This window comes from Marinobacter sp. LM1, from assembly GCF_042763285.1.
GTDB classification, from domain to species: Bacteria; Pseudomonadota; Gammaproteobacteria; order Pseudomonadales; family Oleiphilaceae; genus Marinobacter; species Marinobacter nauticus.
The window spans coordinates 590807-604929 of sequence record NZ_CP114373.1 but is presented as its reverse complement, the minus strand read 5'-3'; the positions used below and the strand labels follow the sequence as shown (position 1 = coordinate 604929).

Annotated in this window: 16 protein-coding genes and 1 pseudogene; 6 read left to right on the top strand and 11 right to left on the bottom strand. The window is 49.5% G+C overall.

What is annotated here, in order from left to right:
- Positions 1–59: 59 nt before the first annotated feature.
- Both OZ656_RS02770 and OZ656_RS02765 read right to left on the bottom strand, forming a co-directional pair.
- The gene (locus OZ656_RS02770) at positions 60–1316 is read right to left on the bottom strand and encodes a three-Cys-motif partner protein TcmP (RefSeq protein WP_379944928.1); all 1257 of its coding nucleotides are present in this window, start codon (positions 1314–1316) and stop codon (positions 60–62) included.
- Positions 1317–1363: 47 nt separating this feature from the next.
- A complete protein-coding gene (locus OZ656_RS02765; RefSeq protein WP_379944927.1) occupies positions 1364–2113 on the bottom strand; it encodes a DUF5131 family protein in 750 nt (249 codons plus the stop codon).
- 103 nt (positions 2114–2216) lie between these two features.
- Here OZ656_RS02765 and OZ656_RS02760 point away from each other — a divergent pair, with 103 nt between their 5' ends.
- Both OZ656_RS02760 and OZ656_RS02755 read left to right on the top strand, forming a co-directional pair.
- Positions 2217–2537: a hypothetical protein gene (locus OZ656_RS02760; protein ID WP_379944926.1), complete on the top strand. Its 321-nt coding sequence runs from the start codon at positions 2217–2219 to the stop codon at positions 2535–2537.
- 94 nt (positions 2538–2631) lie between these two features.
- A complete protein-coding gene (locus tag OZ656_RS02755) occupies positions 2632–3714 on the top strand; it encodes an IS630 family transposase (RefSeq protein WP_379944925.1) in 1083 nt (360 codons plus the stop codon).
- Between the two features lie 25 nt (positions 3715–3739).
- Here the strand turns inward: OZ656_RS02755 and OZ656_RS02750 are convergent, their stop codons facing one another.
- The 7 genes from OZ656_RS02750 to OZ656_RS02720 form a co-directional block, all read right to left on the bottom strand.
- A complete protein-coding gene (locus tag OZ656_RS02750) occupies positions 3740–4840 on the bottom strand; it encodes a three-Cys-motif partner protein TcmP (protein ID WP_379944924.1) in 1101 nt (366 codons plus the stop codon).
- A 245-nt stretch (positions 4841–5085) separates the two neighbouring features.
- Positions 5086–5559 carry a nucleotidyltransferase family protein gene (locus OZ656_RS02745; protein ID WP_379944923.1) on the bottom strand — a complete coding sequence of 158 codons (474 nt, stop codon included), beginning with the start codon at positions 5557–5559 and terminating at the stop codon, positions 5086–5088.
- Positions 5556–5795 (bottom strand): hypothetical protein, encoded by a 240-nt coding sequence (locus tag OZ656_RS02740; protein WP_379944922.1) that lies wholly within the window; start codon positions 5793–5795, stop codon positions 5556–5558. Before OZ656_RS02740 ends, OZ656_RS02745 begins: the two co-directional genes overlap by 4 nt.
- Positions 5796–5813: 18 nt before the next feature.
- Positions 5814–6446: a metallophosphatase domain-containing protein gene (locus OZ656_RS02735; protein ID WP_379944921.1), complete on the bottom strand. Its 633-nt coding sequence runs from the start codon at positions 6444–6446 to the stop codon at positions 5814–5816.
- On the bottom strand, positions 6443–7033 hold the full coding sequence (locus OZ656_RS02730; RefSeq protein ID WP_379944920.1) for an exonuclease domain-containing protein: 591 nt from the start codon (positions 7031–7033) through the stop codon (positions 6443–6445). Before OZ656_RS02730 ends, OZ656_RS02735 begins: the two co-directional genes overlap by 4 nt.
- On the bottom strand, positions 7023–7271 hold the full coding sequence (locus tag OZ656_RS02725; protein ID WP_379944919.1) for a hypothetical protein: 249 nt from the start codon (positions 7269–7271) through the stop codon (positions 7023–7025). The genes OZ656_RS02730 and OZ656_RS02725 overlap by 11 nt, the downstream gene beginning before the upstream one ends.
- The gene (locus tag OZ656_RS02720; protein ID WP_379944918.1) at positions 7268–7978 is read right to left on the bottom strand and encodes a metallophosphoesterase; all 711 of its coding nucleotides are present in this window, start codon (positions 7976–7978) and stop codon (positions 7268–7270) included. The genes OZ656_RS02725 and OZ656_RS02720 overlap by 4 nt, the downstream gene beginning before the upstream one ends.
- Positions 7979–8315: 337 nt before the next feature.
- Here OZ656_RS02720 and OZ656_RS02715 point away from each other — a divergent pair, with 337 nt between their 5' ends.
- From OZ656_RS02715 to OZ656_RS02700, 4 genes are all read left to right on the top strand, one after another.
- Positions 8316–8606, top strand: a complete 291-nt coding sequence (locus OZ656_RS02715; protein ID WP_379944917.1) for a hypothetical protein — start codon at positions 8316–8318, stop codon at positions 8604–8606.
- 323 nt (positions 8607–8929) lie between these two features.
- Positions 8930–10393 carry a VPA1262 family N-terminal domain-containing protein gene (locus OZ656_RS02710; protein ID WP_379944916.1) on the top strand — a complete coding sequence of 488 codons (1464 nt, stop codon included), beginning with the start codon at positions 8930–8932 and terminating at the stop codon, positions 10391–10393.
- Positions 10390–11010: a hypothetical protein gene (locus tag OZ656_RS02705; RefSeq protein WP_278350212.1), complete on the top strand. Its 621-nt coding sequence runs from the start codon at positions 10390–10392 to the stop codon at positions 11008–11010. Before OZ656_RS02710 ends, OZ656_RS02705 begins: the two co-directional genes overlap by 4 nt.
- The gene (locus tag OZ656_RS02700; RefSeq protein WP_278350211.1) at positions 11007–12998 is read left to right on the top strand and encodes a hypothetical protein; all 1992 of its coding nucleotides are present in this window, start codon (positions 11007–11009) and stop codon (positions 12996–12998) included. Before OZ656_RS02705 ends, OZ656_RS02700 begins: the two co-directional genes overlap by 4 nt.
- A gap of 451 nt (positions 12999–13449) precedes the next feature.
- Here the strand turns inward: OZ656_RS02700 and OZ656_RS02695 are convergent, their stop codons facing one another.
- Both OZ656_RS02695 and OZ656_RS02690 read right to left on the bottom strand, forming a co-directional pair.
- Positions 13450–13764, bottom strand: coding sequence for an antitoxin Xre/MbcA/ParS toxin-binding domain-containing protein (locus tag OZ656_RS02695; protein WP_092033719.1), 315 nt, complete (start codon positions 13762–13764; stop codon positions 13450–13452).
- 143 nt (positions 13765–13907) lie between these two features.
- A pseudogene (locus OZ656_RS02690) lies at positions 13908–14114 on the bottom strand (IS256 family transposase); the annotation flags it as partial.
- Positions 14115–14123 lie beyond the last annotated feature (9 nt).

Genomic DNA, 14123 nt, shown 5'->3' with positions numbered 1-14123 from the left:
TCCACCTTCACCTCAGTTTTTAATTAAATATAAATCACACTTCTTAGCCTACAAAACCCTCACAAAAGAAAATAAAGCTGATTTGTTACCAAAAGCTGATCTTCGAACGATATAGAAGAGGGCGACCTCCTCACATTCCCATTATCCGTTAAAATTTTAAGAACCTTAGACTGCTGCAATCCGAAAAGCGCACTTTTATACTGACTTAAGGTAGCAGGTGAGTTATTGCATGTTTTAAATATCAGATCTTGAACCGTAAACGATTCAGAACTTGATAGGAATTGGGGAACTTCCTCTGTCAATGCGTTTAATACACGCTTATCTGCGTCATCATCAAAAATAAAATCAAACATATTTTGATCTTTGATGGCTTCAAACGTCGGGTCATAACCGAGCATCATATTAAGCCCTTCCGCCCCATGATGCTCAAAAGCATTTTTGCTTCCCCAGTGCGTTAATAGCATTTCGTTTCGCGCTGTGGGATGCGATGACAGATGAATCAGCCAATATGCACGATTGCTTTTTCGAGAAACAATAAAGAATGGCGTATAAAATGATGCGCCACACTGGCTTTGGATTTCTTTATAAAGCAACTGCTCAATCAACAAACGGCTTTGTTTAATCTCTATGGCATCCTGCAAATCGGGATGTTTTAGAATCCCACCCAAATCTAAGCGCTTTAAGGTCTTGGTAACACCCGACTTATTGGACATATAGTTTATAAGGCTATCTGTAGAAAATGTAAGAATCACTTCCGTACCTGCTGGAAATGTTTCAAATAGCCTTCTCAAAACAGACGGAGGTACATCTTTATAACCATACTGATCGAGAATAAAAATATTTCGTGGCTTCCTACTCCTGCTCTTAATATCACTGCATATTTTTGGCAGAAGCTTCAAGAAGTCGCCATGAAGGACATGAACCTTCTCAACTGGCAACTCCGACTCAGACAGGGCGAATCTCAGCTGCTCTATTGCACGTTTGTCAATCTCAACGAAATAATAGGTTGCATCCAAAACGAACGGTTTTCGCCTGCCATTCGCATTAACCTCAGCCTCGGCGCTCTGGAGAGTGCGCATGAGAAGCAGTGGTGAACCAGGAATTATTTCAGAACTGACCGGGGAGCGATAACGACCGCCACCAGCGAAGCCGTCGATAACGTTTATTTTAAAATTATCAATTATGGGGTTCTTTGTAAAAACAGAAATGTATCTGCGAAGGTAATCACAAATAATTTCGTGCTTTACCGAACTATGATCATCCAGAACAGGAGGAGCAGAAAGATCAGACCAGTCGTAACCATTTTTTTTCGGCATCCAGCCACCCTTGTATTATGCCTCATCATCCAAAGGCACGCTTATCGCTATAAGTTTATTGCTGCAATCCGAGGCATTTCGTCCCAAACCTTTCCCTGGAACTCTCGACCATTTGCCTTCTTGTTGCGTTTTTTGCCATCAGAGCCCCACGTCCCCCACTGCTTGAAGAAAAAGGCTACACTCTGCGCCTCGCACTGCTGCTGTATATGGTCAACCCACTCAGCTTTCAAAGGCCTCGCATAACGCCCTGACTCTCCACCAACAATGACCCAGTGAATACCTCCAAGATCTACCGCCCCAATGTCCTCTAGAAGCGGCTCAACCGACAAAAACCTAACGGCAGCATCGATATTCCTAAGATAATCGATTCTTGGGACGCCATACTTAACATCTTCTACTGAGACACCCAGCCAAGCATTCTGCGGTGCTCTGCAGGAGTTAAAGTAATCAGCCATTCGCTCTGCGCGCTTCGTCAAGATCTGGTACGTATGCTGCGGGGTTTGCGCGATCACATCAAATACTTTATCAAGAAACGCGTCTGGCACAGTTTCATGGAAAAGATCACTCATTGAATTAACGAAGTACTTCGTTGGTTTTTTTCGGCGCAAAGGCTGCTCCAGGCGGTCGGGCAAAAGAGAGAGCTCAAAACCATTTTCATAACCGGGTGTTCCCATAGCTTTCAGCCGCTTCGCCATCTCTTCCGCATAACAGTGCTTGCAGCCTGGCGACACTTTCGTGCAGCCCGTCATTGGATTCCAAGTGTGCTCCGTCCATTCAATGGTGCTTCTATTGCTCATTATCGCCTCCCTATAAGGGCATACTGTACAGAAAAACAGATCGCATCTACATCCTTTGTATATTATTGTAATCGCTTATTCATATAATTACGAATATCTGAATATGCTTAACCCTGAAAGGCTAGCCTCATCCCTTCAAAGCCACATGCATGAAAATCAGCTGACCCAAGCTCAGGTCGCGAAAAACCTGAATGTGAGCCAAGCCCTTATCAGTCGAATATTAAACTGTGACTGGACTAGACGAACTGCCAAAATTCAAAGGGTTAGCCGGCTCGTTGGTCTCAATGCTGAAATTGATCCGCGACAGAATGCAGAATTGATGGGAGCCTTGTCCGAGGTTTGGAATGGCGAAGAGGAAGACGCCAAGGCCTTAGCTAAATGTATTCGCGCAATCGGAGAGGCGAGAAAAAAACCTACACCCTGACACCTCACTCGGCAGCTAGTGTTCCGTCTGGTTAATTCCTAAGCGGAAGTGCGCTATAATTCGAGCTATTATTTACGAGCTCGGAGACTCTGTTTTGGCCCGGAAACCAGCACCCTTTAATCTTACGGTAAACGATCAACTCGAGCTGGAAAGCTGGTTGCGAACAAGCACGCTGAGTCAGAATCTTGTTCTGCGAGCACGAATCGTTTTGGCCCTGAATTCCGGTGAATCACCCAAAGTCGTTGCGGAGCAACTGGGAACCACGACGGCCACGGTATTCAAGTGGCGTAATCGTTACACCGAACAGGGTCTGAGCGGTCTTCGGGATGCACCAAGACCTGGACAACCCAGAAAGCTGGACCAGAAAAAGGTTAAAGCTATTCTTGATGACACGGTCAAAAAGCTGCCCAAGGGATCTACCCACTGGAGCGTCCGGTTGATGGCCGAATATGCCGGTGTTAGCCGCTGGCAAGTGCATCAGATCTGGAAAGCGGCTGACCTGAAACCACACCGGCTGAAAACCTTCAAAATAAGCAACGATCCAGACTTTGCTGAGAAGGTTTTCGATGTCGTTGGCCTGTACCTGAATCCGCCGGATAACGCGCTGGTGCTGTCGGTTGACGAAAAAACGCAGATCCAGGCACTGGATCGCACTCAACCAAAGCTGCAACTGAAACCCGGCCAGATCGAGCGCCGTACCCACGATTACAAGAGGCACGGGACGACCAGCTTATACGCGGCCCTGAATATCCTGAACGGCGAAGTGATTGGGCGCATTACACAACGCCACCGCGCCAAAGAGTTTCTCGATTTTCTGCGACAAATTGATCGAGAAACACCGAAAGAGCAGGACCTTCATCTGATTCTGGACAACAGCTCGACTCACAAAACACCAGAAGTGAAGGCCTGGCTGGAAAAGCATCCCCGGTTCAAGCTTCACTTCACACCAACCAGCGCCTCTTGGCTGAATGCCGTGGAGGGCTGGTTTGGTCAACTGGAACGCCGCGCTTTGTACCGTGGCATTTTTACCAGTGTCGGCGAACTTAAGAAGGCGATTCGTCGCTTTATCCAAACTCATAATGAGAAACTGGCAAAGCCGTTCCGCTGGCACAAGAGTGCAGAATCGATTATGACTTCAGTGACGCGAGCAAAGCTGAGTGTTATTGATAATAAATAAACGGATTACCCAGACGGGACACTAGCTAGGGCAAAATCATCAGCCGTATATCATTCCGATAGGTGAAGCGCCTCGATCGCTTCGGTAAATCATCGTCATGAATTACAAGCTTGCCTCTTTGTTCCAAGGGTTTAAGAGCATTCTTTTTGAACTGTGATGAATGATATACGGTGTTGTCAGAGCCGACGAACTCCGCAATCTGTGCTGGAGTAACCCAACTGCCAGCAAACCGTGCCGAAATCGAATCAATCAAAGATTCATAATCCACACAAGTAACATCGAGCTCTTGTCCACCACCACTGCGGAATACAAAGTCTCCTGACGGTGCCACATCCCAGATAGCAGCCTTCATCTTATCGGCTCCTTTCCACGACTGTGTGGCAAAAAATATACTGTAAACGTGCCGATTTCCCTTGAGCAGCTCGAAGTGTACGGCATTGGTCGCCCGAGATTCCTTTAATTTACGCTTGTATAGATCATAGAGAAACTTCTTTCGTTCGGATCTATCTGCTATCAACTGAACATCCATCCATTCGTTACCGCCAAAAAGTTCCGTGAGGTGAGGGGCAAACTCTTTGGAATGAAGGAAACGATTTATGAATTCATACATAACTGACACATAAACTTCTGCTCTACGGTTTCTCAAGATCCTATGAATGACTGACATCGGCGTGTCGGATACTCCAAACGGGTCTATCATTGCAAAGCAGGGTGCCAAGTTTTTATTCTGTACCTCTACATAAGAAAGCAGATCATCCATTGCCTCATCGAATGAAGCATCGGCATACCGAACCTGGAATTTATCTGGGAGCGATGGAAACTTTTCAGCAACAACCTTTTTTAAATTCTCCAGTCTTTTTTTGTTGGATTCCACGAAATAAAAAACAATTTCTTGGTCTCTCACAGCATGATGCCTGTGAGAAATTGCAGCCTCTAATGCAATAATAGGTGATCCCAAATACCCATTCTTATATTCACCAGGACCAGCAAAACCATCTATTATCAGAAGGCGCCCATGCCATTTAGAAAGAATTGGCAGCCAAGCATTGAGGTATTTCTTAAAAACCAGGTGTTTCCCTAAAGAATGTTCTTCCAACTCCCAGACGATCTCTTTATTTTTCGGCACTTCTGTTATCTCCTTTTACCGAAAAGTTCAGCCCTCAAGGCCAGCATTAAAGACACCCCATCTTGGCGGTGATAACAAGCCTACAATCCCGCCTTAGAGTTTGGCCACTACCATAACACTCATAAATCGGATCCACCTTTCCTTTGACATAGGTCAACCGCATCATCAAGGACACTGGGGACTGAGGAAACTGAAATAACGTATCGAAGGAGGCAGCCTAAATAGCGTGGCACGCTATATTCCGATTAGAGGGTAATTATCTTCCCCTCTGTCGCAATGTTGATAAGCAACGCAGGATTATCGTAAGTGGCAGGATCAGCCCACTGGCTTTCCCAGATCGGCAACGCCTGAACCAGAACGCCCGTATCCACGAGATTGTCGAAAGCGATACCGGCTATCGCCAGCTTTGTTTCTACAAAATCGCCGACTGGATCTTCCAGAATCACCGCAACATCAGCATCGCTCTCTTTGTGGTAATCACCTCTGGCACGGCTTCCAAACAGGATTAATTGTTTGACGGTGTAGTGCTTGGTTACCCGTCGTCCGAACTGGATGACCGCCTGCTCGATAGCCACGATGTTGTCCATGACCAGCTGCTCCAACCCGACCTCCGGACTAGAATCCCAGTCGTGAACAGTCTCAGGAATAGGTGCATCCGGATCACACTGATCAATCAGGTCCTGGAGCTGGTGACGCTTTGGCTTTTGATGTTTGCTCATGGTCGAAAAGCCCCTCGACGCCCATAAATCACCGCTGCTGATACGATTTTTTGCTCACCAGAGAATTTGTCTGCAGACTGATACTCGCCATCCCACTCCTGAGCCTGCCGATATCGCACTGCTTGCCGTTGACGAATCTCTACGATGTCATCAAACCCCGTCTCGTAGCCCTCAACCAAAACCGGTGTTTCCGGTGGCAGGGTTTTCAGCCTTTCGATCAATTCCTCGGCAGTCATAGTTCGCCCCCTGTGGACTCAAAGATCCAGAACAATCGGTGGATTGATGGGTTCATACCGCTCAGTACAGGTGCTGGCATTGATTAGCTGAGTGTCGGCAAGCCGATATTCCCCGTAGCCTTCGTGTATGTGGCCGAATATGTGGGCCTTCAGGGAAAGTTCATGGATCCGGTTGAGCAGGTGGCTGCAACCTACGTTCTGACATCGAAATCCGAGCGTCGCCAAATCGCCTATGCCTTTGGGCGGCCCATGCGTAACCAAAACGTTGGCATTGTCGGGGATTGCCTCCCATTTCTGAAACAGCGGCTCTCCCCGATCCAGCATGAACGCCCAGTCCATGAACGTGGGTGTCCAGGGCGAGCCCCAGAATCGGAACCCTTCAATTTCAACGCCACTATCTTCCAGATAAATAGCTGCAGTCAGCATTGCTCTGGCTGCTTGCGAGGTTTCCTGAAACGCCCAGTCATGATTGCCGGCAATTACGATTTTATGGCGATGAGGCAGAGTGCCGAACCAATCGTTCAGATCCGCAACATTTTCCAGCGTGCCTTGACCTAAACTGTCACCGGCATGTATGAGGACATCGCCATCTGGGATATTCGGGATTTGCCAATGCAGGCTGTGAGTGTCCGATAGGCAGACGAGTCTCATGTTCTTAATTCCGGCTCCAGGGCCCAGTCCATGAAGGGCAGCAAGCGCACCATGTTTCGGGCATCGTCCACGCCCCGGTGATGATGCCCCACAAAGTTCAGTTCGTGATAGGCCAGTGCATGGGCTAGTCCATTTTTGCGTTTCTGCCCCGTTGTCCGGCGCCAGACGCGCTTAAGGTTCAGGTGCGGGTACGTCATAAACGCCGGTGTGCGTCCGTGTTTTTCACTGTCGGCCAACACGTGTAGACGGTCGTAGTTACCCCAGCTGCACCAGATAAAATCGTCAGGCGGTGAGCCCAGCCACGCATCCAGGGCCTGCACAGCCTCGGGGAAGCGGGGTGCCTGATCCACCATCGGTTGGGTGATGCTAGTCAACGAGGTACAGAAATCGCTGAGTATCCGGTTCCAGGTGGGCTGGACTAGAAACGATCGAATGTCCAACAGCTCCCCCTGCCGGTTGGCCAGAGCACAGCCGAACTCTATGATTTCCATGTTTTTGAGACTCTGCGGCTCGCCATCGGATCGCATGCGATCGGCCCAGCAGGTTGCTTCCAGATCGACCACAAGAACCGGCGACTCATTCGTCACGGTGGTTTTCTCCCGACTCCGCCCGCGATGCATCGCCAAGAGTGGGCTCCGTTGCCCCCGAGTACTCTGAGTCGGTTTCCCAGCATCCATCAAACGGCCTCTCGTAATGCTTCACCGAACCTTTCAGCCGTTCCAGTGGCTCCAGTTCCTCGGGTAGTGGCGTTGCCAGCTCGTCGGCATGTGCAGTATGGGCATTCAGGTTTTTCAGGAGCTCTTGTTCCTTCAATGGTTTGTTCATGGTGTGGTCACCTCAAATCGTCCAAATTTGGACGATGATCGTGTGAAAATCTCTTCTATGGGTGCCAAGGTAAACTCGCCAGTGGCCTCAAAAGTATCGATCCAGATCTGATTGCCGTGAGTCACAATCGTCGAGGTACCGATGTGACCGGAAACCACAGCGGAGACGCCCCCAATGATCTGTTCTGGCCCCTGCGCTCGATCCCAGGGCCAAGTGCAATTGATGGCGAGTTTCTCCGAATAGACTGCATCCTGAAGTTGGCGCCAATCATCAAAAGGGCTTTGAGCGTGAACTAGCCCGACTGTGTGTTGACCGCAGGGAACTGTCATCGACAGCGGAAATTCCCGAGCGCAGCGTTCAGCCAACCGCCGGTAGGCAGCAAAGGACAAATCGTCCGCCCAGGCGCCCCCGATCAAACGATGTTTTACCCGATATGCCTCGTGCTCGGAACGAGCCAAAAACATCAATTCATGGTTGCCCAGGACGCTGAAGACCCCTTCGGTTGAAAGTGCCCAGTTCAGCGTCGCCTCGGAGTCGGGGCCCCGATCGACCAGATCACCCAGCAGGAACAATCGATCCATGCCATAACGGAACCCCGCCTGCTTCAGTTGCTCCTGGAGCAGTAACAGGTGGCCATGCACATCGCCACAGATCCAGTCGATACCAACGGGACTGGGAGCAATGGTCTGGTGGGTGACGAGTTTCATGGGGCTTAACCGTAACTACAATATGTAGTATCTAGGCATACAATTGGACACTTTATGAAGGCTACCTGCACTTGTCATGCTAGCAATGAATCCTTGATCCGGCTACTGGTAAGAGGACAGCTTCTAATCTGGATCGGTAGGGAATTGGTCATGCTGCGCATCACCCGGGTTGAGGACCAACCGTTCTATTTATTGCCGCACCGCACTAGCGGTCCGACAAAGGGTAAAGTACGCCGTAATCAGCTGCCGTTTTACCGAGCCTACGCCACCGGTCTGCCGGACACCATAGAGGCGTTGGCCTTTACTTCGGATCTCCAGGGCCGAGGGGCCAGTGGCCGTGGGCGGCGTCTCCGGCGTTGTTGGTAACCCCCACCAAAATCAGCAGCGCACCGAAGCGGACTTCTTGGCGGCGGTTGAGAAGGTGGCCGCCTGGCAGCCAGACTTGTCACTACTTCACCAAGGGCCTACGGATGAAAAACGAGCGCACCGTGGTGACCCGGACGTTGCAATATCACTGGTGACCGATTACGAGAGCCTGACGGTGTTTGGTCACACCCGCTGGCACTGGCCCTGGTTGATGACGCTGGGTGCCAGTCAGGTGATGAACGTGGGGGGCGACTGGTTGTAATGCAAGCTAACCGATAATCTCAATTTTGACTTAACTCCCTTTTAGATATGGACAAATCTGGGAAAATCACTTGGCAATTTATCTTCTCTCGGTTTCGTCAGACGCCACTAGCATATCGTTACTTGTTTACCCTACGCTCCGTCAGAGCCCATAAATTGCGCGAAGCAGTGTTAATTTGAAAGGAGCATCCAGTGATAAACACAGATCTCTATACAGGTGCCGTAATCCGGCTAGCTACTCTTCAATCGCAGCGAGATCAACCCGGGCGTCTGCTCTTTGCGTCTGTATCTCTTTTACCATGTGGAAGACCACTGCCTCCCCCTATGAAGGGGAAAGGGATAGACCAACACTCTCTTAATGGTACCGGCGAGACTGTTTTTTTTCGTCGTGTGCTGTTGGGCGTCCAAGAAGCCATTGACTGGTATCGAGCTCTCGGCACTAGCGACGATAGAACCCCGATTCCCCTCCAACCAGAAGATCGTATTAGCAAATACGACGGGATTAAGATCGATGTTTCGAAGCTTATTGATAATCCAGCCTGGCCTTCCCTCGGCTTGCCGATAGGCGAAGGTTTTTTTGCACACCCTTCCGGACGCAGTCATCCCGCACCCTTCATTGGCAATACACCTGCCCGCGTCCACCGCCGTTTTGGCAGCCAGGATGGCTTCGACTCAATGCTTGCTGACCATAAAGCCGTGGCCTTTGTCGCAAGACGATTACATATTGACCTACGACTTTATAGGGAATACTTGGGAAGCGCTGTCTTGATAGCTTCAGACCCTGTGCTTAAACAGGTTGATTGCTTCATGATTCCAGCTTCTGAGAATGAGGGCGAGAGAATTTTTTATCGTTTCGTCCCTCGTGCAGGGCAGTCTCTTTCTGGTCTGCAACTCACCACTTTCGATGAACAAACACATCTTCTTACAGACTTTAATACTCGGGATATCCCACCAAACGGCATACTGGATATCGACAAGGGTGACTGTATAGGAACATATGGCTATGTAGTGACTCATGAACAGCATGGGGTGTTGGCCTATAGCCCCCCGGCTCCATTTCTGCGCCAAGTAGGCATCAATGTAAATCCCACATCTAGAGGCAAAAAGGTACGTGTTCCAATTGGCGAAGCAGCCGATTCCCCAAGCATGGAATACCAAGCGGCACAACCGTCGCAACCCTCGTCCCCCCGCTTAGTCGGTGATCCGCCTCGCATACAAGACGCCAACTACCGTGTCTCTATTGCAGCCTCAAGCCGCAAAAAACTTGCAAGTGCCAAGCAATACGGCCAACGTTGGTTTCCAGACGGCTCTCGCGAAGAGGCTATGCGCTTTGTTCAAAGCGAGCTTAGGAGGGCTAGCTCCAGAGTGATCATTGCGGATCCCTACCTTGCTGGATTGCAATTGGGGCAATATCTGTATGCCGTCAATCCGGCAACAACCTCTGTAACTTTGCTAACCTCAAGACTCGCATTCAAATCGAAGGAGCAGATCCCCTCAAAGGCCGATGATTTCAGCTTTCAGCTCGGCCAGCTGAATGACAAGGCAGGTGTTACAGCCGAGACATATGTGCTTCCATCGTCCATCCTACATGATCGCTTTTTGGTAATAGATGATGACGTCTGGTTTCTTGGCAATTCCCTGAACACCTTAGGCGACAAGGCATCCTTGATAGTCAAACTTCCCAATCCGAACGAGGTGATTGACCAACTTAAGGACATGCTAAACCACGCAATACCATTTGATGAATATAAGAAGCAGCGGGCCAAGTCGAAGGATGCGAAATCATGAAAGGGTTTGGCCCAGATATCCCAATTGCCCCCAAAGCAGAACGCCCATTTCCCGCCAAAGAAATTATCTGGGGTAGCCAGCAGGGTGGACAACCTTACTTCCCGACACCCACTGATGCCTATGAGCGAAGATATTCTACCGATCCCGTTCCATTGCAAAAATTTGGCAAAGCAGTGGCAACTGCTCAAGAAAGGGTCTGGATTGTGGACGAATATCTTTTGATGCCCGACGGGGGAGATCCCGTAAGACGGATCGAAAAAATTCTTGAGTGGTTACCGCTATCGTTTGCTGCGAGCGATGTCCGACTGCTGACTAAACATCATCAAGAAATCACCGAAGATGACCTGGAAAGATTCCAACAACATGCCCAGGAAATCAATAATTATGCGACAAGGCGAAAGAAGGAATGCAGTATCGAAGTTAGAACGCACCTCACGCGAGATTGCGACTTTATTCACGACCGGTTCGCTATTATTGATGACGAACTCTGGCATTTTGGTGCAACAGTGGGCGGATTTCACTCCAGAGTCAGTGCTGCCAGTCGAGGCTGGAGAGCAGCCGATCACGGCGCCATAAAATTCTTTGAAGAAATCTGGAAGGCGGGAGCAGGTAAATGAACCAGCAATGGCCCAAAGAGAAGCATGCTGAGAATCAGGAAGACTATACTGATCCAGCGTTTAAGACGGCACAAGATTTCCTCGACCTACTGGATCTAGTCCCTGACGTCCTGCCCGAGGCTTTTAATGACGTTGTGAGCTGGATAGTGGCGCAGGGTGGCGATCTCTCCGAATTGGAAAAACATTCAGTCTCAGTTGACGATCAGTTTGCAACGACAATTCAGGACAGCCATACCATGTGGATGACGGTCGCTTGTGCTGCGTCGCTTGCTCAGGCTCCGACGTTGACAACCTGGGCGAAGGTCAGGGAATTCACATACCACTCGTTTCAGCTTGAGCATTGGTTAAGTGAAGCGATGATGGCATATACCAAAGTATTTCCTTCGTCATCGCGTGCTTATGCCAAGCTGGCCAACGACGTTTTTTCTGCGCTAGACAACTTCTCACTACCATCTATGTCGGACCGCATTAACGACGAGCGAGTTGGTGCCTGGGCTAGTTGGAACGAACGAACAGACAAACTTGAAGAACTCTGGTGGGGCTTGCGCGGCTGGCACGGTTTCATGAATTACAAGGAAGAGCTTTCGCTATTCCAAGTATTCTACAAGTTGGAGCCAGACGAGTACATTCGCACGATATCAAAATCATCCAACCCTTATTTGGTCAGTGCACTGCTATTCGTGGCAGGAATAGGCGCATTCTCTCCACGGTTTTCAGAATGGAAGCGAATTGTTGCCTCGGCGCCTACTGCCTTTGAGGATGATGGCAAGTGGAATGGCTCTGTCCTAATTCCGTTGCTTCTCGTTGAGGCTCGCGACCAACTATTACATACTTGCCCTCTCTCCAGCCAAGATGCCAAGGCTAGTGAGATTGAAGAGATCAAGCTAGATATAGCCAATATTGCGGACCTCATCACCAGCATCCTTGACAAAAGGCGGGATGCCTCAGGATTGTTCTCCCGCTGGGCACCTTGGCTCATGCGGCAAATCTTAGGTCAGACCACTAAAGACATCTCGGATGTGACGTCCACTGCATTTGCTGATGACGCCCTGTTAGAGGCAATTAGCACTAAACTGCATGATCGCCCACTGCCGCAAAAAACTCCTGATGGTACGCCTCTATGGGAGGCTTGGTGCTATCGTTGCGCACTGGCTTCTTTTGCCCATAACGGACATATTGAAGTCCCCGGCTGGCAAAGCTTCGCGGATGAATGGAATCTTTCACACGACGACTGGCCCGGGGAAAAAGGAAACCTATTGCGCAACCATGCCAGCTACATTTCCAGCACAAATACGGATATCCCGGGCATTGCCGCCAGCTTACTGGCCTTCCCAATTACCAAATCTGCTTCCCCGCTCGAGGCGTGGATCGATCTTTGGGAAAAAGCCTTCACTTTGCGAGAAATTGTTGAATTTGGCGACCCAGACGTAGGCGAAGGCGAATACAGATCTCGCTCTGAAGCCGGACGCTTATTACTTTTGCTCTTCAACATTGGTCTGGCAATCTTTGATCAACTTGCAGCCGACAGTTCTGATATAAATTCGCCTGAAGCTAGGTCTCTTGCAAAGCTGTTTCAAACCTTAACTTCCGCAAATAGCGAAATGCGAGAAATCGATAGCACGTTAAATCACGATAAATGGCTCGTAATTGCCCAACACTTGGTGGTCAGGAGAGTCATTTGGGAACCGTCCTCTACACACGAACATTCATCAACGGGTGTTCAGATCTTTAGAGTCGATGATAGCCCCACCACCGCTGACGTTATTTCCAGCGCAAGTGGTGACGTGATGGAAACTGTCGCTATTTTGCAGTCCCTCCTGCTCAATACCTCGAGCTCAAGATTAAAAGCTGAACTCGATTCGGCATCCATAGACTTGCCCGGCATCCTGTACTCAATCAGGAGCCTCAATAAATACCATTCGCGCAAATATCCTATTGATGAAGTCCAGCTGAAGAAGCTTGAGGCGCTAACAAGTGAGGTGTGCTAACTGATGAACTGGCATTCATCTACATCGATTAAGAAAATCCTGCACCCAGCGAGATTCGAAGGTGGTGAATGACAGCGCATACTTTTTGGCGGTACGAACAAAGCGACTTACATAACCACACTGGCCGGTGGGAGGCAGCCATTCATCGGGCCCTTGCGCGCCCTGCAGCACTATAACTATAAAAACTATCCCAATCGAGTGAGTGAGTGCGTGAATGCTCATTTTCTATATTAGTACCTGTACTAAACATGAATACTAAAACTCTCGTTGGGACTACCTACCAAGATTGAGGACAAAGCCCGCTCGCCGCAAGAGGCGATAAAAAAGATCTTATGCTCACCCAGTGGTCGCAAATCGAACATTACGACGGGATATTTGACAAGATTTCCTGCACAGAGCTCTATCATTTCGCATATTCGTGTTTTGAGTAGACATAAATCCTAGGGTAGGCTCAACTGAAATCACCATGCTCAATTTTTTGAAGCACCGACGCTATCCGGCAACAACCGTCAGGGGTACCCAGCAGGTCGCAAGGTCTTTCATCTTCAAGCCCTGGAATCGGGCGCTGGATCCACTCCAGTGCTTGTTCCCGAGATTCCAAGATTCGTATCGACTGATGAACAACGTCGACTGAGTGCCGCGTGATGACCAGTTCCAATCCAATCGGCACCATCCGTTCCCACTCTCGAAGCGTGTCTGGAATCGGGGCGTCTGGGTCACACTGGGACACGAGATCACCCAAGTTGTAGGATTTTCTTTCCGTCATCCAGATCCCTCCGACTTGGCATCAAAAGTCCATTCTCCACAGAACAATCCACAAAAGGAAGGCGTCTTACGTTGCTCATATCGCGGCCTGTGGGCACTAGCGAGAGACTAGTAAGCTAAGAGTCTCCACATCAACATAAATTGGCTGCGCTTGGGTAAATGACCGTTTCGGACTACCGCCTTGCGACCATCGGGTGTCAATACATCGGCATACTGATCCAGTAGCCCCTGAAGCTCAGACTCGACAGCCCGCGCAATCAGGTCACGGGCACCCTGTCGGATCAGATCGTGCAAGGGATCGTTCGTGGTCGCCTCTGGTTGTGAAAGAGCATGCAGGTTAGACTTGGACATGGCGTATCC